Source organism: Micromonospora sp. WMMB235 (assembly GCF_001855515.1).
Lineage (GTDB): Bacteria > Actinomycetota > Actinomycetes > Mycobacteriales > Micromonosporaceae > Micromonospora > Micromonospora aurantiaca.
This window is the reverse complement of sequence record NZ_MDRX01000001.1, coordinates 4697481-4720470: the sequence shown is the minus strand read 5'-3', so window position 1 is coordinate 4720470 and position 22990 is coordinate 4697481. Positions and strand designations below refer to the sequence as shown.

Here is a 22990-nt window from a genome sequence, read left to right as displayed (position 1 = left end):
AGGCGCGCACCGGGAGGCGGCAGTCGATCCACCACTGTCGCGGCCCCACGCTAACCGGCTCCACCGACGAACACATCCCCGGAACCGTCAGAACAACGGGCGGTCAGCCGCCGGAGAGGCGGACCCGCAACGCGTCCGCGACGATCCGCTCACTGCGCTGCTCGGTGGCGTACGCGAGGCGTACCGCCTCCTCCGCGTTCGTCAGCGCCTCGGCCCGGCGACCGCAGGCGTCGAGCGCCTCGGCCAGCACCAGCAGCGCCACCACCTGGCTGCGCACGTCCTCGGCCGGGGCGGTGATCGACCGCTGAGCCCAGTCGAGCGCCTGCTCGCGCTGGCCGTGGGCGAGCAGCGCGGCGGCGTACCGGGCCATCGTCTGCCGCCGTGAGAACAGCAGCGAGGGCGCGTTCGCCGCGCCGGTCGCGACCGGGGCGAGCAGCCCCACAGCGGTGCCCGGGTCACCCGCCGCGAGCCGGGCCATGGCGAGCAGCACCCGCGGCGCGACCTGGGCCGGCGCCTGCGGGTTGTGCGGCTCCACCCGGGTCAGCACCGACCGCGCCTCCCGCTCGGCTGTCTCATGGTCGCCCATGTCCAGCGCCACGAAGCCGCGCAGCGTGCCGGCCATGCCGGTGAGCAACGGGTGGGTGGTCCGGTCGGCGTACTCGAGCGCCTCGGTGAACAGGTCGGCCGCGTGTTCCGGCTCGCCCAGCCCGCGCGCCACCACCCCGCGCACCACCAGCGCGAAGCCCTGCCCCCAGTCGTCGCCCACCTCGGCGAAGTCCCGGTACGCGCGCCGCGCCGCCCGGTCCGCCTCGGCCAGGTCGCCCAGCTCGGCGGTGGCGTACGCCTCGACCGCGCGCAGCGTCCCCACCGCCCACGCCTCGCCGACCCGCTCCCCGAACGGCAGGAACACCCGCGCCATCCGGCACGCCTCCCGCAGCCGGCCGGCGAGCAGCCGGGCGAACGCGGTGGTGCCGCGCAGCCAGGCCCGCCCGTACGGGTCCTTCAGCTCGGCGAAGAGCCGGGCGGCCCGGCCGAGCACCGCGTCGGTGCCGGCGAAGTCGCCCCGGGTGGTGGTCACCCAGGCCAGGTTCTGCAACGACCAGGCCTGCCCGCGGGGATCCCGCGCGGCGAGACTGACCTGGTAGGACGCGGCCAGCCGGCTGCTCGCCTGCCCGAGCCGGCCGGCGATGAAGTCGGCCATGCCGAGCCGCCGCATCGCCGAGGCCCGCAGCGTGGGCAGACCGGCGTCGGTGGCCACCTGCAACGCCTCCTGCCAGTTGCACTCGGCCCGCTCGGCGTCACCGAGTGTCTGCTGGGCCTGCCCGGCGAGCAGCAGCGCGGCGGTCCGGGTGGCCGGGTCGCCGGTGTTCGCGGCGATCTTCTCGGCGAACGCGAGCGCGTCGGCCGGGCGGCCGATCTGGAGCAGCGCACGGGCGTGCACCACCCGGTCCGCCGGTGGCACCCCGTCGCGGGCCAACTCGGCCGCGCGCTCGGCGTACTCGACGGCGAGCGCCGGCTCCCCCGACCGCAGCGACCGGCGGGCGGCCCGGCCCAGCGCGGCCACCCCCAGCGGGGTGACCGCCCGGGCCGGCGCGTCCGGGCGCAGGTTGACCGCGTCGGCGAGCGCTGTGGCCCGCTCCACGTGCTCGGCGACGAAGTCGTCCCGGGCGGCCTCGGTGAACGCGCCCCCCGGGGCGCCGCCGGTCTCGTCGACGCTCTCCGGCGCGGCCCAGCGGGCCAGCGCCGCGTGCCGCTCGGCCAGCTCGGCCTTGCTCACCCCGGCGTACGCGGCCTCCCGCATCAGCGGGGTGGCGAAGGCGAACCCGCTGCGGGTGCGGTGCAGCATGCGCCGTTGCAGCAGCTCCTCCACGGCCCGGTCCAGCTCGACGGCGGCCACCGCGGCGGGCCGCCCGTCCCGTCCGACCCGCTGCTCCCGCAACGCCTCCAGCGCTCCCGCCGGCACGGTGTCGCCCACCACCGCGGCGTCGCGCAGCGCCGAGCGGGCGTTGGGCGGCAGCGCGTCGATACGCGCCGCGAGCACCGCGGCCAGGTCGCGGGAGAGCAGGCGGCTGCCGAGCGAGCCGGGGGCGAGTCGCCAGCCGACGTCGGCGCCCCGCCCCGGGCCGGCGGTGAGCGCACCGCGCTCCATCAGCAGCGTGACCAGCTCGGCCAGATAGAACGGGTTGCCCTGCGCGGTGGCGAGCAGCCGGTCCGCGTCGGTCTGGGGCATGCGGCCACCGGACAGGTAGCTGGTGAGCAACCGGGAGGCGTCCGCGCCGCGCAGCGGCGGCAGCGCGTGCACCTCGGCGTCCGCGACGCGGGTCAGCGCGCCGGCGGTGCGTACCAGCTCGGGACGGCCGAGCAGCAGCACCAGCACCGGCCCGCTGAGCCGGTTGAGGGTCAGCGCCAGCGCCTTGAGCGTCTCGGCGGTGGCGTCGTGCAGGTCGTCCACCACGATCACCAGCGGCGCCTCACCGGCGAGCGCGCTGAGCAGGTCCGCCACGGCGGTCGGCACCGCCTCGTCGTCCGGCGGCGGCCCGGCCGCGTTCCACTCGCCGTTCTCGGTGGCGGGCGGGAGTTCGGCGTACCCGAGCAGGGCCAGGAGCTGGTCCACGGCGATCGGCGGCGGGTCGCCGGGGAGCCGGGACAGGCGCTGGCCGAGGCGGCGCAGCCGCTCCTCGACGGCCGGCCGGGTGACGGCGGTGGCCGCGTCGCCCGGCAGGCCGACGGCGGCCCGGACCAGGTCGGCCAGCGGCGCCAGCCGGCGGCGCTCGCCGAACGCCGCGCAGCGTACCGAGAGCACGCGGGCGCCGGTGTGCGCCGCGTACCGCCCGGCGCCGACGTCGTAGCCGGCAGCGAGGCGTTCCACCTCGGCCGCGAACCGGGACTTGCCGATCCCCGCCTCGGCGGTCATCAGCAGCACCCGGGGCTCACCCCTGTCGATCACCTCGGCGAGCCGGCCGGCGATCCGGCCGATCTCGGTCTCCCGGCCCACGAACGGCGCCTCGTCACCGAGGCCGGACCGGGTGCCGGGCGCGTCGAGCAGGCCCAGCAGCTCGTACGCCTCGACCGGTTCCCGCTTGCCCTTGAGCCGCAGCGGGCGCAGCGCCCGCCAGGAGGCGACGTGCCGGGTGGCCGCGGAGGTGCGCGCACCGGCGTAGACCGCGCCGACCGCGGCGGCGTCGGCCAGCCGGGCGGCGGTGTTCACAGTGTCGCCGATGACCGTGTACTCGATCGCCGCCTGGATGCCGGCGATGACGTCTCCGGTGTTGAGGCCGACGCGCAGGCCCAGCGGCGCGCCGCCGCCGCGCTCGTCGTCGAGCACCCGCCGCACCGCACGCTGCATGGACAGCGCCGCGCGGACCGCCCGCTCGGCGTCGTCCTCGTGCGCGACCGGGGCGCCGAAGACCGCCATGATCCCGTCGCCGGTGAGCTTGTCGACGTGCCCGCCGAAGGTCTTGACCGCGCCCGCGAGGGCCGCCAGCACCCGGTCGGTGACCGCACCGACCCGTTCCGGGTCCAGGTCCTCCGACCAGGAGGTGAAGTCGGAGAGGTCACCGAAGAGCACGGTCACCACGCGGCGCTCGGCCGCGGGCAGCGTGGCGGCAGCCGGCAGCGCCGCCCCGCAGTTGTGGCAGAACCGCGCCCCGGGCACGGCTACGGTTCCGCACACCGGGCAGGTCACGGCTGCTCCACTCCGAGGTGTTCGAGCTGGGCCCGGACCGACCACTCGGCGGCCCACCACAGCGACCTGTCGACGTCGGCGTAGACCACTGCGACCACCTCGGCCGCGGTGGTGGCGCCCGCGGCGACGGCGGCGCGCACCTGGTCCAGCCGGGCCCGCCGGTGGGCCAGGTAGAAGTCGGCCGCCACACCGCAGTCGGCCAGCGCCGGGCCGTGGCCCGGCAACGCCGGGATCTCCCGGTACGTGGAGAGCAGCTCCAGGCTCGACAGGTAGTCGCCGAGGTGCCCGTCCGGGTGGGCGACCACTGTGGTGCCCCGGCCGAGGATGGTGTCGCCGGTCAGCACGACGCGCTCGCCGCCGTGCGCGGCGACGAGGCAGACCGAGTCGGCGGTGTGCCCGGGGGTGGGCAGCAGTCGCAGGTCCAGCCCCACGTCGAGCGCGGTGTCGGCGCTGAGCGGCTCACCTCCGGCGGTGTGCGCCGGGTCGGCGGCGAGCACCGGTACGCCGTCGAGCAGCTCACGCAACCGGGGCGCGCCCTCGGTGTGGTCGGCGTGCCCGTGCGTGATCAGCACGCACCCGATGCGCCCCTGCGCCGCGATCGCGGCCAGGTGCCCCTCGTCGGCGGGCCCCGGGTCGACCACGACGGCGGGCGCGTCCGGCCCGGCCCGCAGCACCCAGGTGTTGGTCCCGTCGAGCGTCATCGGCCCCGGGTTCGGCGCACGCAGCAACGTCACCCACGCCGGTAGCTCCTCCGCAAGCGCCCCCGCGGCCCCGGCCATACGCCCACCCATGGCTGCGATCGTACGACTCCGCCCGCCGCTCCCCGCGATCTTGCAGTTCCGGCCCGAGCTTTGTCCCCGTGTGGGGCTTCTGCCGGGGCCGCAACCGCAAGATCGCGGGCTCTCACGGCGGGCGAGAGGGCACGGTCACGCGACCTCGACGATGACCTCTACCTCTACCGGGGCGTCGAGGGGGAGTTCGGCCACGCCTACCGCGCTGCGGGCGTGGCGGCCGGCCTCGCCGAACACGGCGCCGAACAGGTCGGAGGCGCCGTTGATCACGCCGGGCTGGCCGGTGAAGCCGGGTGCGCTGGCCACGAAGCCGGTCAGCTTCACCACCTTGACCACGTTCTCCAGCCCGACCAGCGCGTCGATCGCGGCGAGCGCGTTGAGCGCGCACCGCTGCGCCAGGTCCTTCGCCTGCTCGGCCGAGACGCCGTTGCCGACCTTCCCGGTGGCGAGCAGCTTGCCCTCGGCCATCGGCAGCTGGCCGGACACGTAGACGTGCTGCCCGGACTGGACGGCCGGTACGTAGCTGGCCACCGGCGGCACCACCTCGGGCAGTTCGAGGCCGAGCTCGGCGAGCTTCGCCTGGGGTCCGTTGCTCATCGAGGTCAGCCCTTCGGACGCTTCAGGTACGCGACGAGCTGCTCCGGGTTCGGGCCGGGGACCACGGAGACCAGTTCCCAGCCGTCCTCGCCCCAGTTGTCGAGGATCTGCTTGGTCGCGTGGACCAGCAGCGGCACCGTGGCGTATTCCCACTTCTGCATCGGAGGAGGGCTCCCTTGCCTGACTTGGACTTCGGTCAGGCACAGCCTACGGTCCGCCGCGGTCACCAGGACGCGGGACGCGGCTCCGGCGCCGGCGGCGGCTCGCCGCACGGGCCCTCGTGCTCGAAGCGCTGCGGGCACCGGCTGCGGTCGGGCAGCAGCAGGTCGCAGAAGACCCGGTGCCTGTTGTTCTGGTCGTCAGCGGTGGAGACGGTGGTCTCGCCCGCGTCCAGCTCCATCAGGAAGCCCAGCGAGGTGGCCACGGTGCCGGCGAGCGCGGTGGCCGCCGCCAGGTCGGGCACCCGGACCTGGAGGTGGATGACGTAGCCGGGCTCGTCCTCGTCCCGCCCCCTCCCGCCGGAACGGGGAAGCGTCCGGACCACGTCGGCCGGAGGGCCGTAGGAGCGCTCGTTGAACGGCGCGCCCGGTCCCTCGGCCTCACCCGGCCGTCCGGCCCGGTCACCGGGGAACTGGCCCCGAGGACTGTTCTCCGCGTCGCGCATCCTTCGCCTCCGGGCGTCGTACCTGTTCACCAACACCGCAATCCGGCTCGGAGCCGTCCCCGGCCCGGCTCTCCGCGTCGGGGACGAACGTAGATCCTGCGACAAGTCCCGGCAACGGGACGCGCACGCCTCGTCACGTCCAGTCACATTTGCGACACAAGGCTGGTCGGGAACGCGGTAGCCGTCTCCGTCCGGCGGGGCGCGTACGCGGGGCTGGCAAGCGCCCCGCCGACCGATACCCTTCCGGACTGGACGCGCGCCGACGCGCGCCCGCACACCTCGACCCGTGCCCGTCGCCTGGGGCGGCGACGGGAGCCGCAACCCGGGGGAGACAGATGACCCAACCGCCCGTCGGTGGCGACACCGGCACGCCCGGCGACCCGAATCCGCAACCGCCGCCCACCGGCGGCGCGCCGCCGGGATCCGCACCCCCGGCCGGCCCGCCGGCGTACCCGTCCGAACCCCAGCCGCGCAAGCGACCGGCGGTGCTGATCGTCTCGCTGGTGCTGGCCGCCGCGGTCCTGCTCTGCGGCGGTGGGGGCACTGCCGCGTTCCTCGCGCTGCGCAACAGCGAGGACGGCCAGGGCGCGAAGGAGCCGCAGGTCGCGGTGGACGGCTTCCTCAAGGCCGTCTACCAGGAGCGCGACGCCGAGAAGGCTGCGGCGTTCGTCTGCTCCGCGGCCCGCGACGACGAGAAGATCACCACCAAGGTCGCCGAGGTCCAGAAGTACGTCGCGCAGTACCAGAACCCCCGGTTCCGCTGGCCCACCCCGACCGTCGACAACCAGACCGGGGACCGGGCCACCGTCTCCGCCCGGGTGACCATGACCACCGCCGACGAGAAGGTCGCCGAGCAGGCGCTGCGTTTCACAGTGGTGCGGAAGACGGGTTGGTGGGTCTGCGAGGTCGGCTGATCCCACCGGCCGGACAGAGCTGGTCCCAACGGCTGGTTAGGCTCGACGGGTGGCAGCGAGTGAGCAGCCGGCCGAGCCCGCCGGCAGATGGCCGGCCCGCCTGCACGTGGTGACCGGCAAGGGCGGCACAGGAAAGACGAGCGTGGCCGCCGCGCTGGCCCTCGGCCTGGCCGCCGGGGGCCGGCGCACCCTGCTGGTCGAGGTGGAGGGCCGGCAGGGCATCGCCCAGCTCTTCGGCACCGACCCGCTGCCGTACGAGGAACGGCACCTCGCCGACGCGCCCGGCGGCGGTGAGGTGCGGGCGCTGGCGGTGGACGCCGAGGAGGCGCTCCTCGAATACCTGGACATGTTCTACAAGCTCGGCGCCGCCGGCCGGGCGCTGCGCAAGCTCGGCGCGATCGACTTCGCCACCACGATCGCGCCGGGCCTGCGCGACGTGCTGCTCACCGGCAAGGTCAAGGAGGCGACCACCCGGACCAGCGGGTCGCGCCGGACGTACGACGCGGTGGTGCTGGACGCGCCCCCGACCGGGCGGATCGGCCGCTTCCTGAACGTGACGGCGGAGACCGCCCGGCTCGCGAAGGTCGGCCCGATCAAGACCCAGAGCGAGGGCGTCTCCGCGCTGCTCCGGTCGCCGATGACCGCTGTGCACGTGGTCACGCTGCTGGAGGAGATGCCGGTCCAGGAGACGCTCGACGCGGTGGCGGAGCTGACCCAGCTCGGTTTCCCGGTCGGCCGCGTGATCGTCAACGGCGTCCGCCCGCCGGTGCCGGCCGGGCGGGCGGTGACAGCGGCCGAGCTGAAGCGCGGGCTGGCCGCCGCCGGCCTGCCGACCGACGGCCCGACCGTGGCCGGGCTCGTCGAAGAGGCCCGTGACCAGCAGGTACGCCGAGAGCTGGAGGACTCCCTCCGGGGTGACCTGGTGGACCTCGGCCTGCCCCTGGTCGAGTTGCCGCTGCTGCCCGAGGGGGTCGACCGGGCCGGGCTGGAGACGCTCGCCGAGGCCCTCGTCCGGGCGGATTGACTCACACCTGCGGCCGGCACGGAGCAGAGTGCCCCTCGGGACCGATACGCTCGATTGGTGCCTTCCGAAGACGCGGCGCCTCCGCTTGACGTCGACCAGATCCTCGCCGACGACGGCGTACGGATCGTGGTCTGCTGCGGCGCGGGCGGCGTGGGCAAGACGACCACGGCGGCGGCGCTGGCGTTGCGGGCGGCCGAGCGGCACGGCCGGCGGACGGTGGTGCTCACCATCGACCCGGCCCGCCGGCTGGCCCAGTCGCTCGGCCTGACCGAGCTGGACAACACACCCCGGCAGGTCAAGGGCATCGACGTCGAGGCCAGCGGCGGCGAACTGCACGCCATGATGCTCGACATGAAGCGCACGTTCGACGACGTGGTGCTTCAGCACACCGACCCGGCGAAGGCCGCGGAGATCTTCGCCAACCCCTTCTACCAGGCCATGAGTTCCACCTTCGCCGGCACGCAGGAATACATGGCGATGGAGAAGCTGGGCCAGTTGCACGCCCGGGGCGAGTGGGACCTGATCGTGGTGGACACGCCGCCGTCGCGCTCCGCGCTCGACTTCCTGGACGCGCCGGCCCGGCTGTCCCGGTTCCTCGACGGCCGGATGCTGCGCCTGCTGCTGGCCCCCGCGCGCAGCGGCGGGCGGAGCATGTTCAGCCTGGTCACGGCGAGCTTCGGGATGTTCTCCAAGGTGGTGCAGAAGGTGATCGGCGCCCAACTGCTCACCGACCTGTCCGGCTTCGTGGCCGCCCTCGACTCGATGTTCGGCGGGTTCCGGCAGCGCGCCGAGCAGACGTACCGGATCCTCCAGGCCCGGGAGACGGCGTTCCTGCTGGTCGCGGCGCCGGAGCCGGACGCGGTCCGGGAGGCCGCCTACTTCGCCGGCCGCCTGCGCTCCGAGCGGATGCCGCTGGCCGGGCTGGTGCTCAACCGGGTGCACCGGCCGGCGTCGGACCTGTCCGCCGCGGAGAGCCTGGCCGCCGCGGAGCGGCTGGCCGGCGTGGGTGGGCACGAGGGCACCGTCGAGGTGTTGCGCGCGCACGCCGCGCTGGCCCAGCAGGCGGTACGCGAGGAGCAGGTGGCGGCCCGGTTCACCGAGGCGTTCCCGGCGGTGCCGGCGGTGTCGGTGACGGCGCAGCCCGCCGACGTGCACGACGTCGACGGGCTGCGGACGATCGGCGAGGCGATCAGCCGGAGCTGACCGGTCCGGTCAGTTGGCCGTGGTGACCAGGATCTTGTCCTTGCCGGCCTTCTCCTTGGCGTTCTTCTTCATGGCCGCCTCGAACATCTTGCGCCAGCTGGTGACCTGCGGGTGACGGCGCAGCAACGCCCGGCGCTCGCGCTCGGTCATGCCACCCCACACGCCGAACTCGATCCGGTTGTCGAGCGCGTCGGCCAGGCACTCGTACCGAACTGGGCAGCTCCGGCAGATCCTCTTCGCCACGTTCTGTTCGGCGCCCTGTACGAACAACGCGTCCGGGTCTCCGTTCTGACATGCCGCCAGTGACGGCCAGTCAGTGATCATGCCCATCTGTACACGTCCCCCCTTGCAGTACCTACCGACTTCGCGCGAGCAGCCCTCGTACATCCCCCCGGTCGTTCGCGCCGGCCTCCCCAGGGCGGCACGAACGACTCATGGCTGCGGTCGCCGCCACCATCATGCTGTGTAGTCGCCCGATTACGCAACGTTGTCGGCGAAATCCATCATTCCGGACACTCCCGGCTTCCCGGGCTTTCGCCCCGCGACTACCCCGCCCGAGTACGTGAAAACGCTGCGCCACTCCCGGACTTCGGAGAGACTTCCGCCGGATCTCACGCAACCCCGGACCAGGGCTCGTGCGTTTAGCACAACGAGGCCGGCGCGTGCAGGAAATGGGGAAAGTTCCCCGCGCGCCCGCCGTTCCCTACTCGCGTACCCTGTCGAGGTGACCTGGATGCGGAAACGTGACCACAACGTGCTGACCAACGCCGCATCGCTGCTGATCTGCGGCCTCTTGGCCGGAGTGGTGGTCGCCGCGGCGGCCTTCCCCGTGGCGGCGATGTCCGGACTGGCCGCCAAGGCGGGGGCGGAGACGTTCGATGCGTTGCCCAAGGAGCTGACAGTCGCCCGGGCGCCCCAGATCACCCGGCTGCTCGCGTCCGACGGCAAGACCGTGCTGGCCACGATGTACGACGAGAACCGCAAGGACGTCAAGCTCAAGGACATCTCGCCGTACATGCAGAAGGCCATCATCGCGGCCGAGGACCACGACTTCTACAAGCACAACGGCGTGGACATCAACGGTGTGGCGCGGGCCTTCGTCAACAACCAGGCCTCCGGCTCCTCCCGGCAGGGCGCCTCGACGCTCACCATGCAGTACGTCCGGCTGGCCATCTCCTACTCGGCCACCCACCCGGCCGACGTGGTCGCCGCGACCGAGGACACCAGCGGCCGCAAGCTGCGCGAGATGAGCCTGGCGCTCCAGGTCGACAAGGAGCTCTCCAAGGACGAGATCCTGGAGCGCTACCTGAACATCGCCGCGTTCGGCAACGGCGCGTACGGCATCTGGGCGGCCAGCCAGGTCTACTTCAACAAACCGCCGAGCAAGCTCGACATCCAGGAGTCGGCGATGCTCGCCGGCATGGTGAAGGCACCCACCGCGTTCGACCCGACCACCAAGGCGGGCTACCCGGAGGCGGTCGGCCGGCGCGACTACGTCATCGACAACATGGTGCAGATCGGCGCGGTCACCCAGCAGGAGGCGGACGCCGCCAAGAAGATCAAGCTCCAGGTCAAGGGCAAGCGCACCCCGAACGGCTGCACCCAGACCACCACCCGCTCGTGGGGCTTCTTCTGCGACTACCTCTACCGCTGGTGGCTCCAGCAGGAGACGTTCGGCGCCACCTCGTACGACCGTGAGCGGCGGCTCAAGAGCGGCGGCTACACCATCGTCTCCACCCTGGACGTCCAGGCCCAGAAGGGCGCCGACAAGGCCGTCCGCAACAAGCTCGGCGAGAGCAGCAAGGCGGCCCGCATGGTGGCCGCCGTCGAACCCGGCACCGGCCGGGTGCGCGCCGTGGCGGTGAACCGGAACTTCAAGCTCGACGACCCGGCCGACCCGCAGAACAAGATCTCCAGTGACCCGAAGAAGGCCAAGAAGAAGATCCGGGGCAACTACCCCAACACGGTGAACCCGCTGGTCACCGGCGGTCCCGGCATCGCCGGCTACCAGGCCGGCTCGACCTTCAAGATCTTCACGCTGGTGGCCGCGCTGGAGAAGGGCTACCCGCTCAGCTACCCCATCAACGCGCAGCCGGTGTTCAAGTCCGACTACCCGGTCGAGTTCAACTCGCCCGCCGCCTGCCCGGGCACCAGCAAGTACTGCCCGAAGAACGCCAACCCCGCGATGGCCGGCATGCACAACATGTGGAGCGGCTTCGGCTTCTCGGTCAACACGTTCTTCATCGACCTCCAGCAGCGGGTCGGCGCGGAGAACGTGGTGAAGGCCGCGCAGAAGCTCGGCATCACGTTCCGCTCGTCGAGCGACGCGCAGCTCGCCGCCAACCCGCACCAGTGGGGCGCGTTCAGCCTCGGCGTCTCCCAGACCACTCCGCTGGAGCTGGCGAACGCGTACGCGACGCTCGCCGCCGACGGCAAGTACTGCGAGCCGATCCCGGTGCAGGAGATCCGTGGCCCGGACGGCGAGAAGCTGGACGTCGCCAACCCCCGCTGCGAGCAGCGGGTCAGCACCGAGGTGGCCCGCGCCGCCGTGGATGCCGCGCGCTGCCCGGTCGGTGACCGCTCCTCCACCACGAAGTGCGGCCCCGCCACCGCCGGCAACGTCCGCAACATCGTCAACGCGCCGGTGGCCGGCAAGTCCGGCACCACCGACTCCGACCGCACCTCGGCGCTGGTCGCGATGACCAAGCAGTACGCGGTGGCCGGCATCATGGCCGACCCGGACTGGCCGCAGACCAACCAGAAGATGGGCCACGACGAGACGCCCCAGGGCATCAACCCGGCTGTCTACCAGACGCTGCGCGACGCCATGAAGGGCAAGGAGCGGAAGAACTTCACGCCGCCCAGCGGCAAGATCGTCCTGGGTGACCAGCGCTCCATCCCGGGCGTGAAGTGCGAGTCCATCGAGACCGCGAAGTCCCGGCTGAAGGGTGCCGGCTTCGAGCCGGTGGTCTCCAGCAACAAGGTGCCGTCGGAGTGCCCGGCCGGCACCGCCGCCGGCACCAGCCCCGACGGCCGCACCATCAAGGGTGGCGTGGTGATGATCGAGGTCAGCTCCGGCCAGGGCACCCCGGAGCAGGGCGACACCGCCACACCGGGCCGGCCGGGTGGCCCGGGCGGACCGGGTAACGGCGGCCGACCGGGACGACCGCCGAACTGACAGCCGACAACAGCGACGGCCACCTCCCTCGGGAGGTGGCCGTCGTCGTTTCCGCGCTACCGGAGCGCCGGGGTCAGAGACCGAGCTGGCGGCGTACCTCGGCGGCGACCCGACCACCCTCGGCCCGGCCGGCCACCGCGCCCTGGGCCGCCTTCATGGCCGGGCCCATCTGCGCCTTGCCGGTGAAGCCGCCCGCGGCGAGCGCCCCCGAGACCAGCTCGGCCAGCTCGTCGTCGGAGAGCTGCTTGGGCAGGTAGCGCTCCAGCACCTCACCCTCGGCGGTCTCCTTGCCGGCCTGCTCGGCGCGCCCGGCGTCGGCGAACGCCAACGCCGCCTCGCGGCGCTTCTTGGCCTCCTTGGTCAGCACGGCGAGCACCTCGTCGTCGCTGAGCTCGCGCTTTTCCCGGCCGGCGACCTCGGCGTTGCCCACGGCGGCCAGGGCCATCCGCAGCGTGGAGGTGGTCAGCTCGTCGCGCGCCTTGAGAGCGGCGCGCATGTCGGCGGTGAGACGGTCCTTCAGCGTGCTCATGGACGGTGAAACTACCCTGAACGCCATGCGAAAGCGCACACTATTCCGGCTCGCGGCCGGAACCGTCGCCGCCGGTGCGGCCACCCTGGCGTACGCGTCGCTCATTGAGCGCAACATGTTCACCCTCCGCCGGTACGACGTGCCGGTGCTCCCGACCGACGCCGAACCGCTGCGGGTGCTGCACCTCTCCGACCTGCACATGATGCCCGACCAGCGACGCAAGCAGGACTGGGTGGCCTCGCTGGCCGCACTCGACCCCGACCTGGTCGTGGTCACCGGCGACAACATGGCGCACCCGGCGTCGGTGCCGGGCGTGCTGCGCGCCCTGCAACCGCTGCTCGACCTGCCCGGCGCGTTCGTCTTCGGCTCCAACGACTACACCGGCCCGGTCTTCAAGAACCCCTTCACCTACTTCCTGCCCGACCGGGAGTACACCGAGGGCGTGCCGCTGCCGTACGAGGAACTGCGCGACATCCTCACCGGCGCCGGCTGGGCGGACCTGAACAACGCCCGCACCACGCTCAAGGCCGGCGGGCGGGAGATCGAGCTGGCAGGCGTGGACGACCCCCACATCGAACGGGACGACTACGACGCCGTGGCCGGCCCGGTCAGTGGCGACGCGGCGCTTTCGATCGCGTTGTCCCACTCCCCCGAGCCCGTGGTGCTGGACCGGATGGCCGCCGACGGCTTCGGTCTGCTGCTCGCCGGGCACACCCACGGCGGCCAGGTCTGCGTGCCCGGGTACGGCGCCCTGGTGACCAACTGCGGGCTGCCCCGCTCGATGGCGCGCGGGCTGCACCGCTGGCCCGGCTCGGACTCCTGGCTGCACGTCTCCGCCGGCCTCGGCACCCACCCCACCGCCCCGATCCGCTTCGCCTGCCCCCCAGAGGCCAGCATCCTCACCTTGATCCCCCGCTGACCCCCCGGCAGATCTTGGTACGCGGCCGCCCCTCGGAGGGCTCATCCGTACCAAGATCTGCCGGGTACGCGGGGCGGGGGGTACCGAGTTTGACCGTGCGGGCGGGTGGGCTACTATTTGTCGGCACGCCTCGGGGTGTGGCGCAGCTTGGTAGCGCGCTTCGTTCGGGACGAAGAGGTCGTCGGTTCGAATCCGGCCACCCCGACCAGAGGTAAGAGGGCACATCCGATCGATCGGATGTGCCCTCTGCGTTTTCCCGGCACCGATCACCGTCGCAGTAGGATCCCGCCATGCCACGGCCGGTGGTCTTCGACCTCTTCCACACCCTGGTCCACGGCGCCGACGACGAGCGGGACCGGGTGGTCGGCGAGATGGCGCCCATCGTCGGAGTGGATCCGGCGGCGCTCGTCTCCGCGTACCACGCCACTTGGCGGGACCGCCTGGTCCGGTGGGACGCGGCCGAGACGGTACGCATCCTCGCCGCGCGTCTCGGCGGCTCGCCGACTGATGAGCAGGTGACCCGGGCCGCCGCGCATCGGCTGACTCTCGCCCACCGGGTGCTGGGCCGCGTCTCGCCCGTCACGCTGGACGTGCTCGACGCGCTGCGCGAGCGCGGGCACCGGCTGGCCCTGATCAGCAACGCCACTTCCGAGACGGCCGAGGCGTGGCCGGGCGGGACGCTCGCCCGGCGTTTCGACGTCACGGTGTTCTCCTGCGAGGTCGGGCTGGCCAAGCCGGACCCGGCTATCTACCGGACCGCCGCGGAGCGGCTGGGCGTCGCGCCGGCCGACTGCGTGTACGTGGGCGACGGCGCGGACGGCGAGCTGGCCGGCGCGGCCGCGGCCGGCATGACGGTGCTCCGGACCACGGAACACCAGGACACCGATCCGGGCTGGATCGGACCGGTGATCGCGAACCTCGGTGACCTGCCCGCCCACGTGGAGCAACCGGCCTCGGCCGATTAGATCGACGGAACTGCCCGAAGCCACCCCGCCACGCGCGGTTGCCCCTGCCTCCTGGCAAAGTGTGCGCATGTCGCCGATGATCCGATCCCGCCTGACCGATTGGACCACCGTCGCGCCCCTGGTCGCCGTGCTCGTGCTCGTGATGACCTGGGGACGGGAGCTGCCCGGCCCGCTCATCTTCGTGGTGGCGGCCCTGCTCGCCGCGGCCGTACTGGCGGCTGTGCACCACGCCGAGGTGGTCGCGCACAAGGTCGGTGAGCCGTTCGGGTCACTCGTGCTCGCGGTGGCGGTCACCGTGATCGAAGTCGGTCTGATCGTCACGCTGATGATCAGCGGCGGGGACAAGACGCAGGCGCTGGCGCGGGACACCGTCTTCGCCGCCATCATGATCACCTGCAACGGCATCCTCGGCCTTTCGCTGCTGCTCGGCGCGCTGCGGCGACAGGTCGCGGTGTTCAATCCGGAGGGCACCGGCGGGGCGCTCGCCACTGTGGCCACGCTCGCCACGCTCAGCCTTGTGGTGCCGACGTTCACCACGAGCCGGCCGGGACCGGAGTTCTCCCCGGCGCAACTCGCCTTCGCGGCGGTCGCCTCGCTGGCGCTCTACCTGCTGTTCGTCATGGTGCAGACCGGCCGGCACCGCGACTACTTCCTCCCGGTCACGCAGGAGGGCAGCATCCTCGCCGAGGACAAGAACGGTGACGGGCACGCCGAGCCGCCGTCCACGCGTACCGCGCTGGCCAGCCTGGCCCTGCTGGTGGTGGCGCTCGTCGCGGTGGTGGGCGACGCGAAGACGATCTCCCCGGCGATCGAGACGGCGGTCGGCGCGGCGAACCTGCCGCAGGCGTTCGTCGGCGTGGTCATCGCGCTGCTGGTGCTGCTGCCGGAGACGCTCGCCGCCGCCCGGGCAGCCCGGCGGGACCGGGTACAGATCAGCCTCAATCTCGCGCTCGGCTCGGCCATGGCCAGCATCGGCCTGACCATCCCGGCCATCGCGATCGCCTCGATCTGGCTGGACGGGCCGCTGGTGCTGGGCCTGGGCGGCACCCAGATGACGCTGCTGGCGCTGACCGCTGTGGCAGCGGTGCTCACCGTGGTGCCGGGACGGGCGACTGTGCTCCAGGGCGGGGTGCACCTGGTGCTGCTCGCCGCGTTCGTCTTCCTGGCCGCCAGCCCGTAAGCGGGGCCCACTGCCGGGCCGCGCACCGGCAAGCGCCGCCGGCAAGAACCGTCAGTCGTGCATCTCCGTGCGCGCCACCTCGGCGAACGCGGCGGTCAGGTACTCGGCGAACGGGCGCCCGGTGACCGCCAGCAGGTCGGCCACCAGCAGCGGCGCGTGCCGGGCGATCGCCGCCGGGGCGGGCGGGTTCTCGTCGTCGCCCGGGTCGTAGACGCCGAGCGCGCCGGCCAGCAGCACCAGCAGCACGTGCGGGTCGACGTCGGGCCACCAGGACGCCGCCGAACGGACGCACTGTTCGAGCACCTGGCGTACGTCGTCGCCGTCCAGCCCGTCCGGGTGGCCCTCCTCCAGCAGCAGCCGGACCACGCCGCCGAGCACCAGCCCGGCCCGGTCGGCGGCGGCCAGCCGCTCGACGGCCGGGGCGTACGCCTCGGCGTCGCGGGCCTGCGCGGCGCTCACCGCGTCGGTGGCCGTCTCGGCGATCTCGCGGGCCGGTGCGGGCAGGTGCCGCCAGGTCGTGGTCACCGGGTCAGCATGGCAGAGCAAGTGTGATCGCTCACCTTCCGGCCCGGCGACCACGTGTGTAAGGGGTAAGCGGGTCGCGGTAGTCGTACCCGCCGAACAGAATCCCTGCCATGCTGCGCCGCGCCCTGCCCGCCCGTCCCGAAGCCCGCCGGATCCTGCTCGGCACCTTGTTCTCCGCTGTCGGGCGCGGCCTCACCCTGCCGTTCCTGTTCATCTACCTCACCGACGTACGCGGCCTGACCGACACCCGGGCCGGGCTGGTGATCGGCTGGTTCGGCGCTGTCACGCTCGCTCTGTCGCCGCTGGCCGGCACGTTCATCGACCGGTTCGGCGCGCGCCGGGTGGTGTTGCCCTGCCTGGTGATCGAGGCGGTCGGGACCGGCTCGCTGGCGCTGGTCGACTCGACCGCCTCGGCGTTCGGCGTGATGACGGTCGTCGCGGTGGGCAGTTCGGCGATCTGGGCCGGGCAGAACACGATCCTCGCCTCGCTGACCGGTGACGGCGAGCGGCAGCGCGTCTTCGGGCTCAACTTCGCGCTGCTCAACCTGGGCATCGGCACCGGCGGTCTGATCTCCGGCGCGGTGGTCGACGTGGCCCGTCCGGTCACCTTCGAGGTGATCTACCTGCTGGACGCGGTGAGCTACCTGACTCCGGCCCTGATCCTGCTCACGCTGCCGAACGTGGGGCACCGGCCGATCCTGGCCACGGGCGCGAAGGCCGACGACCGGAGGAGCGGCGGCTACCTCACGGTGCTGCGGGACCGGCCGTTCCGCCGCCTGGTCGTCTTCGGCCTGGTGCTCACCACCTGCGGGTACGCGCAGATCGAGGTGGGCTTCGCGGCGTACTCGGTCCGGGTGGTCGAGGTGACGCCCCGGGTGGTGGCGTGGGCGCTCGCTGCGAACACCGTGATGATCGTGCTCTCGCAGCTGCTGGTGATCCGGCGGTTGGAGGGGCGCAGCCGTACCCGGGCACTCGCCACCGTCGGCGCGGTCTTCGCCGGCGCGTGGCTGGTGCTCGGCGCGGCGGGTGTGGTGGGCAGCGGCAACGCGGTGCTCGCGGCGCTCGGCGTGGTGGCCTGTTCGGCGATCTTCGGGTTCGGCGAGACGATGCTGTCGCCGGTCATGCCCGCGCTCACAAACGCGCTGGCCACCGACGAGCTGCGCGGCCGGTACAACGCGATGAGCTCGATGATCTTCGGGATCAGCGGCGTGGTCGGTCCGGTCACCGCCGGGCCGCTGATCGGCGCGGCGCACGGCCGGGTGTGGGTGGCGGTCGTGGTGGGCGGCTGCCTGGCCGCCTCGGTGCTCGCGCTGTCGCTGCGTCCGCTGCTCACCGCCGCGCAGGACGGCCGCCTGGCCCCCGCCCCGGCCAAGCAGCCGGCCGGCGTGGCCTGACACCGAACGGGCCCCGGAGCTGAGCGCTCCGGGGCCCGTCGGCGGTGCGGTCGGCCGTCAGCCGACGGCGACCTCGGTAGTCGTGCGGATCCGGTCCAGCGCCGGCGGGGAGACCGGCGACTTCTCGGTCAGGTACGCGGTGAAGGCGTCCAGGTCGATCTGGCCGGTCACCGCGTTGGTGCCACCGGTCAGGACGCTGAAGCCGTCGCCGCCACCGGCGAGGAAGTTGTTCACGGTGACCCGGTAGGTGGCGGTGTCCGTCACCGGGGTGCCGTTGATGGTGAGGCTGCCCCGGACCACCCGGGTGCCGGCGCACGGCGTGCCGGCCGGCGCGGTGGTGCCGTTGACGTCCACGACATAGTTGACGGTCGAGGACGCGTAGAGCACGCGCGCGACGGTGAACTGCTGCTCCAGCATGCAGTAGAGCTGCGCGCCGGTCAGGTCCAGCGTCACCAGGTTGTTGGCGAACGGCTGCACGGTGAACGCCTCGGCGTAGGTGACCGGGCCGGCGTCGAGGTCGGCGCGGACGCCACCGGGGTTCATGAACGCGGCGACCGCGTTCTGCTCGGTGTCGGTGGCGGCGAGCTGCGCGTCGGCGATCAGGTTGCCGAGCGGCGACTCACCGGTCTGGTACGTCGGCTTGCCGTTGACGTCGACCCCGGTCTGGTACAGGTTCTCCTGGGTCTTGGTGATCGCGGCGGTGGTCTCGCCCACCACCCGGTCGGCCACCGGGCCGAGCGCGGTCTTGTACCGGTTGATCAGCTCCGTCGAGGCCGGGTCCTTCTCGACGTCCCGCGTGACCACCACGTTGTTCGCGGACGCGGTGACCACGTCGCGGGTACGCGGGTCGATCTTCAGGTCGATCTGGGTGACCAGGCGGCCGAACGAGCTGGCGCTGGTGACCAGCTTGCCGTTGATGTTGCAGTTGTACGCGGCGTGGGTGTGCCCGCTGACGATCACGTCGATGGACGGGTCCATCCGGTTGGCGATGTCGACGATCGGGCCGCTGAACCCGGTGCAGTCGTTGATGCCGCCGCCGTTCTGCACGCCGCCCTCGTGCAGCAGCACGACGATGCTCTTGACCCCGAGCAGGCGCAGGATCTTGGCGTACTTGTTGGCGGTGTCGGCCTCGTCGGTGAACCGCAGGCCGGCGACGCCCTGCTGGCTGACGATGTTCGGGGTGCCCTCCAGGGTCATCCCGATGAAGCCGATCGGGACACCCTTGACGATCTTGATGCCGAACGGCTGCATCAGCGGCAGGCCGGTGGAGGTCTTGAAGGCGTTCGCCGAGAGGTACTTGAACTTGGCGCCACCGAACGGGGTGCCGTCGGCGCAGCCGTCCACCGGGTGGCAGCCGCCGCGCTGCATGCGCAGCAGCTCGGCCGCGCCCTCGTCGAACTCGTGGTTGCCGACGCTTGCGAACTCCAGCCCGGCGAGGTTCATCTCCTCGATGGTGGGCTCGTCGTGGAACGCGGCGGAGAGCAGCGGCGAGGCGCCGATCAGGTCACCCGCGGCGACCGTGACAGTGCCCTTGCCCTGCTGCTTGGCGGCGGCGCGCATCGACTTCAGGTGGCTGGCCAGGTATTCCGCGCCACCGGCCGGCTGGCCCTCGATGGTGCCGCTGGAGCCGGTCGGCGGCTCCAGGTTTCCGTGGAAGTCGTTGATCGCGAGCAACTGGACGTCGACCGGCTTCGGGCGGGCCTCGGCCTGGTCGGGGGTGACGGCGACCGCTGTGAACGCGGTCGCGGCGAGTGCGGCCAGGCCGACGGCGGCCCGGCGTCGCATCCCGGTGACGGACATGGAACTCCTCGTGAGATGCCGGTATGTGGCGTCCGGGCGATGGTTCGCCCGGCGACCCTGATCCGTGCCGTGACAGGTGTCGATCGCGGAGGGCGGTACTCGGGGGAACGCCGCCCCGCCGGGGTAGCTTCTCATCCACCGGCCGCCAGGTCGAACGGGGCGGCATCAGGAATCGTCGTTGTCCTGAGCGGCCCGTACCGGTCTGCCGGACGAGTCGGACATGACGGTCAGGTGAAATTCCGCGCGGCGCACGCTGTCGATGCCTGCCGCTGTCGAAGGCGCCGGCTCCCAGGGACAGGGAGCCGACGCCGACGCTCATGTCACGCGGAAATCCTTGCGCTGGCAACCGTCCTTGCCGGAATCACCTCCTGCCGGACACCCATCGCGGACCGAACGGTCGTTCATGTCCGACGGCCCGGCATATCGAACGAACTGTCCGAACTCGACTCACTGCCGGGCGTGCCGGTCCGAGGTCCGCTGTGGGCGGTGACGACGAGCCTGCGCAACGCCGGACGCGTCCACCGCCCGGCGACCCCCGGCCGGCCCGCCAGATAGCCGACCGTCCGCGCGGCGTCCCAGCCGTGCGCCTCGCGCAGCCCGCGCGCCAGCATCCCGAGATAGACCGGGGCGGGCCGGGTCCACTGCACCTCCACCGCCCGATGCGGCGCGGTGAACGTGAGCATCGGCAGATCCTCGTGGACGCCGACGCGCAGCAGCGTCTCGTAGCGGCCCGGCCCGAGCGTCGCCCGCCCGGTCTCGACCGCCGCAAGGATCCCGGCCAGGTCGGCGCCGGGCGGCCGGTACATCTCCTGCGCGGCGATGTCAGCGAACTGCTCGACGGTCACCAGATAGCCGCGCGCTGCTGCCCGGCCGGGCAGCAGCGGGTCGTAGAACGCCATGCCGCCGGTCCAGGCCCGCGACTCACCGGCGAAGTAGACGCCGCCGGGGATCAGCACCGGCACCGTCCGGCGCGGTGGCCGGCGGTCCCGGCAGCCGGGGTACGTGCGCAGCCCGCCCGGTGGACACCCGCCACGCAGGTACCAGCCGAGCCGGGCGGCGTGCAGGTTCGAGCCGTACGCGACGTACCAGAGCATCGGCGGCGCGGTTCAGAACCAGCAGGTGCGCCCGGCGGCGTGGCTGACCTGGACGGTGTGCGTCACGCAGCCGCCGTCGGCGATGCGGTGCAGCAGGAAGGCGGTCGGCTCGGCGACGAAACCCGGCTCCTCCTCGTCGGCCATGGTCAGGCTCACCTGGATCCAGGTGCTCGGCGCGGTCGTCAGCACCGTACCGGCGAACGCGCTCGTCACCTGGCGGTGCAGGTGCCCCGCGGCGACGCGTACGACATGGGGGTGACGGCCGACCACGGCGGCGAGCGCGTCGGCGTCGGCGAGGCCCATCGCGTCCATGCCCGGCACGCCCACCGCGACCGGCGGATGGTGCAGGCACACGACGGCGGGTGCGTCGGTACGCCCGGCGAGCACCCCGTCCAGCCAGGCGAGCTGCTCGTCGCCGAGCCGTCCGCCGGGGCTGCCCGGGGTGAGCGAGTCGAGCACCACGAGCGTCGCGTCCGGCAGGTCGACGTGGTAGTGCGCCGAGAAGCCACCGGCCAGGTACGGGGCGCCGCCGAACGTGTCGAGCAGCGACTCGCGGTCGTCGTGGTTGCCGGTCACCAGGTGCACAGGCAGCGGGAACGCGCCGACGATCTCGCGCAGGGCGAGGTATTCGTCCGGCCGGCCGTTCGCGGTGAGGTCGCCGGTGATCACCACGCAGTCGGGCCGGGGACGCAGGGCGAGCACCGTGCCGAGCGCCCGGTGCAACCCGGACGCCGGGTCGGCCGCGAGCGGGCCGGTGGTCACGTGCGGGTCGCTGAGCTGGGCGATGAGCATCGGCCGCCTCCTCGGGTGCCCGGGCCCTCACGCTATCGCCGCGCACCCTCCCCGCGCAGGCCCGCTTCTGCCCACAGGCTGTGTCCACAGCCTGTGGATAGCACATGTGTACGAAGGTCGGCGGCGGTTGCGCTGAGTACCCTTGATCGCGACCCGACCCCCTCCGAGCAGGAACGACGTGGATCACGAGCGAGTCCTCCGCGACGTCACGGTGCGCCTCCCCACGGCGTCGACCGTCCCGGAGGCGTGCCAGTGGACCGTCGCCGCGCTCGCCCGGCACACCCCGGCGACCGCCACCGTCCTGCTCCGCGTCCACGACCGTCTGCGCTGCGTCGCCGCCACCGGCGCCTGGCAGGTCTTCTCGCACGTGCCGGCGACCGCCGACGGCACCCCACCGGGCCGCCACCGGCCCGAACCCTCGGTGGTGCGGCGGGTCTACGCCTCCGGGACCACCGCCGCCGTGCCCGACGTCGGCGCCGACCCCGACTACCTCGAGGTCCGCCCGGACGTCACAGCCGAACTCTGCGTGCCGGTACGCGACCCGGACGGCCGTCCGATCGGGGTGCTCGACCTGCAGTGGAGCGAGCCGGTCGTGCTCGCGGCCTGGCGGGAGACAGCCGAGCTGGTGGCCGACCGACTCGGCGGGCGGATCGCCGCGCTCGGCGGGCCGCCGGCCGAGAGCCGCAGCGAGAAGCTGCTCCGGCACGCCGCCGCGTTCACCGCCGCCCCGACCGACTGGGACCTGATGACCGCCGCGCTCGCCGCGGCCCGGGACGTCTCAGCGCTCTCCGCCGCCGTACTGGTGCTCACCGGCCGGCGCGGCCCACGCCTCGGCGCGCCCACGGCCACACCGGGCGAGCTGGAGGCACGGATCCGGGCCGAGCTGGACGAGGCCGGAGCGGCCGCGCTCGACCGCATGATCGACCGGGCCCACCGGTACGGCTCGGCGTACACGCTGGGCGAGGCGGGCCACCCGCCCACCGAGGAGTACCTGCCGCTGACCCGGGCCGGCGCGCGCACGCTTGTGGCGGTGCCGGTCGGCACACCGGCCTCCGGTGGCGTGCTGCTCGTCGCCGACGAGCAGCGCCTGCGCCCCGACCCGACCACAGTCAACCTGATCGAGCTGCTCGCCGGGCAGGCGTGGACCTGCCTGGACCGGCTGCGTACGCTCGCCCGGCTCCGCGAGCAGGCCAGCTCGGACCCGCTCACCGGGCTGCGGCACACCGGCCCGTTCGGGCAGCGGATCGCCACCGCCACGCCGGGGCGTACCGCGCTGCTGGCGATCGACGTGGACGGGTTCAAGGACGTCAACGACACGTACGGCCACCAGGCCGGTGACCGGCTCCTGGTGGGGCTGGCCCGGGCGCTCGAAGGCGCGCTACGTCAGGGCGACGAGCTGTACCGGACCGGCGGCGACGAGTTCGTGGCGGTGATCGAGGTGAGCCGCCCGGAGGAGGCGGTACGGATCGCCGAGCGGCTCACCGAGGCGGCCCGGCGTACCGGCCGGACGATCAGCGTCGGCATCGCCCTGCCGAGACCCGGCGAGTCTCCCGAACGCACCCTGCACCGAGCCGACCAGGCTCTCTACGCCGTGAAGCGCCACGGCCGAGACGGCGTCCACCTCTCCGCCGCCTGACCCACTCCGTCCGCCCCGCCCCCGCCCCCGTCACCCCTCTCCCGTCACCCCTCTCCCCCGCGATCTTGCACTTTAGGCCCTGGCAAATGCCGCATATGCC

The 22990-nt window shown here is 73.0% G+C and carries 20 protein-coding genes and 1 tRNA gene; 10 read left to right on the top strand and 11 right to left on the bottom strand.

The window, feature by feature from the left end; translation table 11 throughout:
- Positions 1 to 103 precede the first annotated feature (103 nt).
- The 5 genes from BFV98_RS20755 to BFV98_RS20740 form a co-directional block, all read right to left on the bottom strand.
- Positions 104 to 3685: an adenylate/guanylate cyclase domain-containing protein gene (locus BFV98_RS20755; RefSeq protein WP_071097499.1), complete on the bottom strand. Its 3582-nt coding sequence runs from the start codon at positions 3683 to 3685 to the stop codon at positions 104 to 106.
- Positions 3682 to 4476: an MBL fold metallo-hydrolase gene (locus tag BFV98_RS20750; protein WP_030273782.1), complete on the bottom strand. Its 795-nt coding sequence runs from the start codon at positions 4474 to 4476 to the stop codon at positions 3682 to 3684. The genes BFV98_RS20755 and BFV98_RS20750 overlap by 4 nt, the downstream gene beginning before the upstream one ends.
- 135 nt (positions 4477 to 4611) lie before the next feature.
- On the bottom strand, positions 4612 to 5073 hold the full coding sequence (locus BFV98_RS20745; protein ID WP_013289020.1) for a RidA family protein: 462 nt from the start codon (positions 5071 to 5073) through the stop codon (positions 4612 to 4614).
- 5 nt (positions 5074 to 5078) lie between these two features.
- Positions 5079 to 5234 (bottom strand): DUF4177 domain-containing protein, encoded by a 156-nt coding sequence (locus tag BFV98_RS31995; RefSeq protein WP_013289021.1) that lies wholly within the window; start codon positions 5232 to 5234, stop codon positions 5079 to 5081.
- Positions 5235 to 5296: 62 nt separating this feature from the next.
- Positions 5297 to 5737, bottom strand: coding sequence for a hypothetical protein (locus BFV98_RS20740; protein WP_030273785.1), 441 nt, complete (start codon positions 5735 to 5737; stop codon positions 5297 to 5299).
- Between the two features lie 335 nt (positions 5738 to 6072).
- Here BFV98_RS20740 and BFV98_RS20735 point away from each other — a divergent pair, with 335 nt between their 5' ends.
- Genes BFV98_RS20735 through BFV98_RS20725 form a run of 3 tightly spaced genes read left to right on the top strand, consistent with a single transcriptional unit; the run spans position 6073 to position 8878 of the window.
- Positions 6073 to 6651 carry a hypothetical protein gene (locus BFV98_RS20735; protein WP_013289023.1) on the top strand — a complete coding sequence of 193 codons (579 nt, stop codon included), beginning with the start codon at positions 6073 to 6075 and terminating at the stop codon, positions 6649 to 6651.
- A gap of 49 nt (positions 6652 to 6700) precedes the next feature.
- Positions 6701 to 7675: an ArsA-related P-loop ATPase gene (locus tag BFV98_RS20730; RefSeq protein ID WP_013289024.1), complete on the top strand. Its 975-nt coding sequence runs from the start codon at positions 6701 to 6703 to the stop codon at positions 7673 to 7675.
- A 54-nt stretch (positions 7676 to 7729) separates the two neighbouring features.
- Positions 7730 to 8878: an ArsA-related P-loop ATPase gene (locus BFV98_RS20725; protein ID WP_030273791.1), complete on the top strand. Its 1149-nt coding sequence runs from the start codon at positions 7730 to 7732 to the stop codon at positions 8876 to 8878.
- A gap of 9 nt (positions 8879 to 8887) precedes the next feature.
- Here the strand turns inward: BFV98_RS20725 and BFV98_RS20720 are convergent, their stop codons facing one another.
- A complete protein-coding gene (locus BFV98_RS20720; RefSeq protein ID WP_013289026.1) occupies positions 8888 to 9208 on the bottom strand; it encodes a WhiB family transcriptional regulator in 321 nt (106 codons plus the stop codon).
- Positions 9209 to 9611: 403 nt separating this feature from the next.
- Between BFV98_RS20720 and BFV98_RS20715 the strand changes: the two genes are divergently transcribed.
- A complete protein-coding gene (locus tag BFV98_RS20715) occupies positions 9612 to 12056 on the top strand; it encodes a transglycosylase domain-containing protein (RefSeq protein ID WP_013289027.1) in 2445 nt (814 codons plus the stop codon).
- A gap of 73 nt (positions 12057 to 12129) precedes the next feature.
- Here BFV98_RS20715 and BFV98_RS20710 read toward each other — a convergent pair whose 3' ends face one another.
- Positions 12130 to 12585, bottom strand: coding sequence for a GatB/YqeY domain-containing protein (locus BFV98_RS20710; RefSeq protein ID WP_013289028.1), 456 nt, complete (start codon positions 12583 to 12585; stop codon positions 12130 to 12132).
- Positions 12586 to 12610: 25 nt separating this feature from the next.
- On the opposite strand from BFV98_RS20710, the gene BFV98_RS20705 reads away from it, so the two are divergent.
- The 4 genes from BFV98_RS20705 (at position 12611) to BFV98_RS20690 (ending at position 15649) form a co-directional block, all read left to right on the top strand.
- Positions 12611 to 13504 carry a metallophosphoesterase gene (locus tag BFV98_RS20705; protein WP_013289029.1) on the top strand — a complete coding sequence of 298 codons (894 nt, stop codon included), beginning with the start codon at positions 12611 to 12613 and terminating at the stop codon, positions 13502 to 13504.
- Positions 13505 to 13635: 131 nt separating this feature from the next.
- A tRNA-Pro gene (locus tag BFV98_RS20700) sits at positions 13636 to 13712 on the top strand.
- An 82-nt stretch (positions 13713 to 13794) separates the two neighbouring features.
- Positions 13795 to 14469, top strand: coding sequence for an HAD family hydrolase (locus BFV98_RS20695; RefSeq protein WP_071097497.1), 675 nt, complete (start codon positions 13795 to 13797; stop codon positions 14467 to 14469).
- 76 nt (positions 14470 to 14545) lie between these two features.
- A complete protein-coding gene (locus BFV98_RS20690) occupies positions 14546 to 15649 on the top strand; it encodes a calcium:proton antiporter (RefSeq protein WP_013289031.1) in 1104 nt (367 codons plus the stop codon).
- Positions 15650 to 15700: 51 nt separating this feature from the next.
- Here the strand turns inward: BFV98_RS20690 and BFV98_RS20685 are convergent, their stop codons facing one another.
- Positions 15701 to 16174: a hypothetical protein gene (locus BFV98_RS20685; protein WP_225319843.1), complete on the bottom strand. Its 474-nt coding sequence runs from the start codon at positions 16172 to 16174 to the stop codon at positions 15701 to 15703.
- A gap of 110 nt (positions 16175 to 16284) precedes the next feature.
- On the opposite strand from BFV98_RS20685, the gene BFV98_RS20680 reads away from it, so the two are divergent.
- Positions 16285 to 17568, top strand: a complete 1284-nt coding sequence (locus BFV98_RS20680) for an MFS transporter (protein WP_071097495.1) — start codon at positions 16285 to 16287, stop codon at positions 17566 to 17568.
- A 57-nt stretch (positions 17569 to 17625) separates the two neighbouring features.
- Here BFV98_RS20680 and BFV98_RS20675 read toward each other — a convergent pair whose 3' ends face one another.
- The 3 genes from BFV98_RS20675 to BFV98_RS20665 all read right to left on the bottom strand — a co-directional run bounded on the left by BFV98_RS20675 (position 17626) and on the right by BFV98_RS20665 (position 21254).
- Positions 17626 to 19368: a bifunctional UDP-sugar hydrolase/5'-nucleotidase gene (locus BFV98_RS20675; RefSeq protein ID WP_071097493.1), complete on the bottom strand. Its 1743-nt coding sequence runs from the start codon at positions 19366 to 19368 to the stop codon at positions 17626 to 17628.
- A gap of 401 nt (positions 19369 to 19769) precedes the next feature.
- A complete protein-coding gene (locus BFV98_RS20670) occupies positions 19770 to 20462 on the bottom strand; it encodes a hypothetical protein (RefSeq protein ID WP_030273805.1) in 693 nt (230 codons plus the stop codon).
- A 12-nt stretch (positions 20463 to 20474) separates the two neighbouring features.
- A complete protein-coding gene (locus BFV98_RS20665) occupies positions 20475 to 21254 on the bottom strand; it encodes a phosphodiesterase (protein WP_071097491.1) in 780 nt (259 codons plus the stop codon).
- Between the two features lie 178 nt (positions 21255 to 21432).
- Here BFV98_RS20665 and BFV98_RS20660 point away from each other — a divergent pair, with 178 nt between their 5' ends.
- Complete coding sequence (locus tag BFV98_RS20660) at positions 21433 to 22890, top strand: diguanylate cyclase domain-containing protein (RefSeq protein WP_071097489.1); 1458 nt, start codon at positions 21433 to 21435, stop codon at positions 22888 to 22890.
- Positions 22891 to 22990: the final 100 nt, after the last annotated feature.

Excerpts from the sequence above, each read along its gene's own strand:
- BFV98_RS31995 (WP_013289021.1), bottom strand. The coding sequence starts at position 5,234 with ATGCAGAAGTGGGAATACGCCACGGTGCCGCTGCTGGTCCACGCGACC.
- BFV98_RS20680 (WP_071097495.1), top strand. The coding sequence starts at position 16,285 with ATGCTGCGCCGCGCCCTGCCCGCCCGTCCCGAAGCCCGCCGGATCCTG.
- BFV98_RS20705 (WP_013289029.1), top strand. The coding sequence starts at position 12,611 with ATGCGAAAGCGCACACTATTCCGGCTCGCGGCCGGAACCGTCGCCGCC.
- BFV98_RS20670 (WP_030273805.1), bottom strand. The coding sequence starts at position 20,462 with ATGCTCTGGTACGTCGCGTACGGCTCGAACCTGCACGCCGCCCGGCTC.
- BFV98_RS20735 (WP_013289023.1), top strand. The coding sequence starts at position 6,073 with ATGACCCAACCGCCCGTCGGTGGCGACACCGGCACGCCCGGCGACCCG.
- BFV98_RS20740 (WP_030273785.1), bottom strand. The coding sequence starts at position 5,737 with ATGCGCGACGCGGAGAACAGTCCTCGGGGCCAGTTCCCCGGTGACCGG.
- BFV98_RS20690 (WP_013289031.1), top strand. The coding sequence starts at position 14,546 with ATGATCCGATCCCGCCTGACCGATTGGACCACCGTCGCGCCCCTGGTC.
- BFV98_RS20695 (WP_071097497.1), top strand. The coding sequence starts at position 13,795 with ATGCCACGGCCGGTGGTCTTCGACCTCTTCCACACCCTGGTCCACGGC.
- BFV98_RS20675 (WP_071097493.1), bottom strand. The coding sequence starts at position 19,368 with ATGTCCGTCACCGGGATGCGACGCCGGGCCGCCGTCGGCCTGGCCGCA.
- BFV98_RS20665 (WP_071097491.1), bottom strand. The coding sequence starts at position 21,254 with ATGCTCATCGCCCAGCTCAGCGACCCGCACGTGACCACCGGCCCGCTC.
- BFV98_RS20750 (WP_030273782.1), bottom strand. The coding sequence starts at position 4,476 with ATGGGTGGGCGTATGGCCGGGGCCGCGGGGGCGCTTGCGGAGGAGCTA.
- BFV98_RS20715 (WP_013289027.1), top strand. The coding sequence starts at position 9,612 with ATGCGGAAACGTGACCACAACGTGCTGACCAACGCCGCATCGCTGCTG.
- BFV98_RS20720 (WP_013289026.1), bottom strand. The coding sequence starts at position 9,208 with ATGGGCATGATCACTGACTGGCCGTCACTGGCGGCATGTCAGAACGGA.
- BFV98_RS20710 (WP_013289028.1), bottom strand. The coding sequence starts at position 12,585 with ATGAGCACGCTGAAGGACCGTCTCACCGCCGACATGCGCGCCGCTCTC.
- BFV98_RS20745 (WP_013289020.1), bottom strand. The coding sequence starts at position 5,073 with ATGAGCAACGGACCCCAGGCGAAGCTCGCCGAGCTCGGCCTCGAACTG.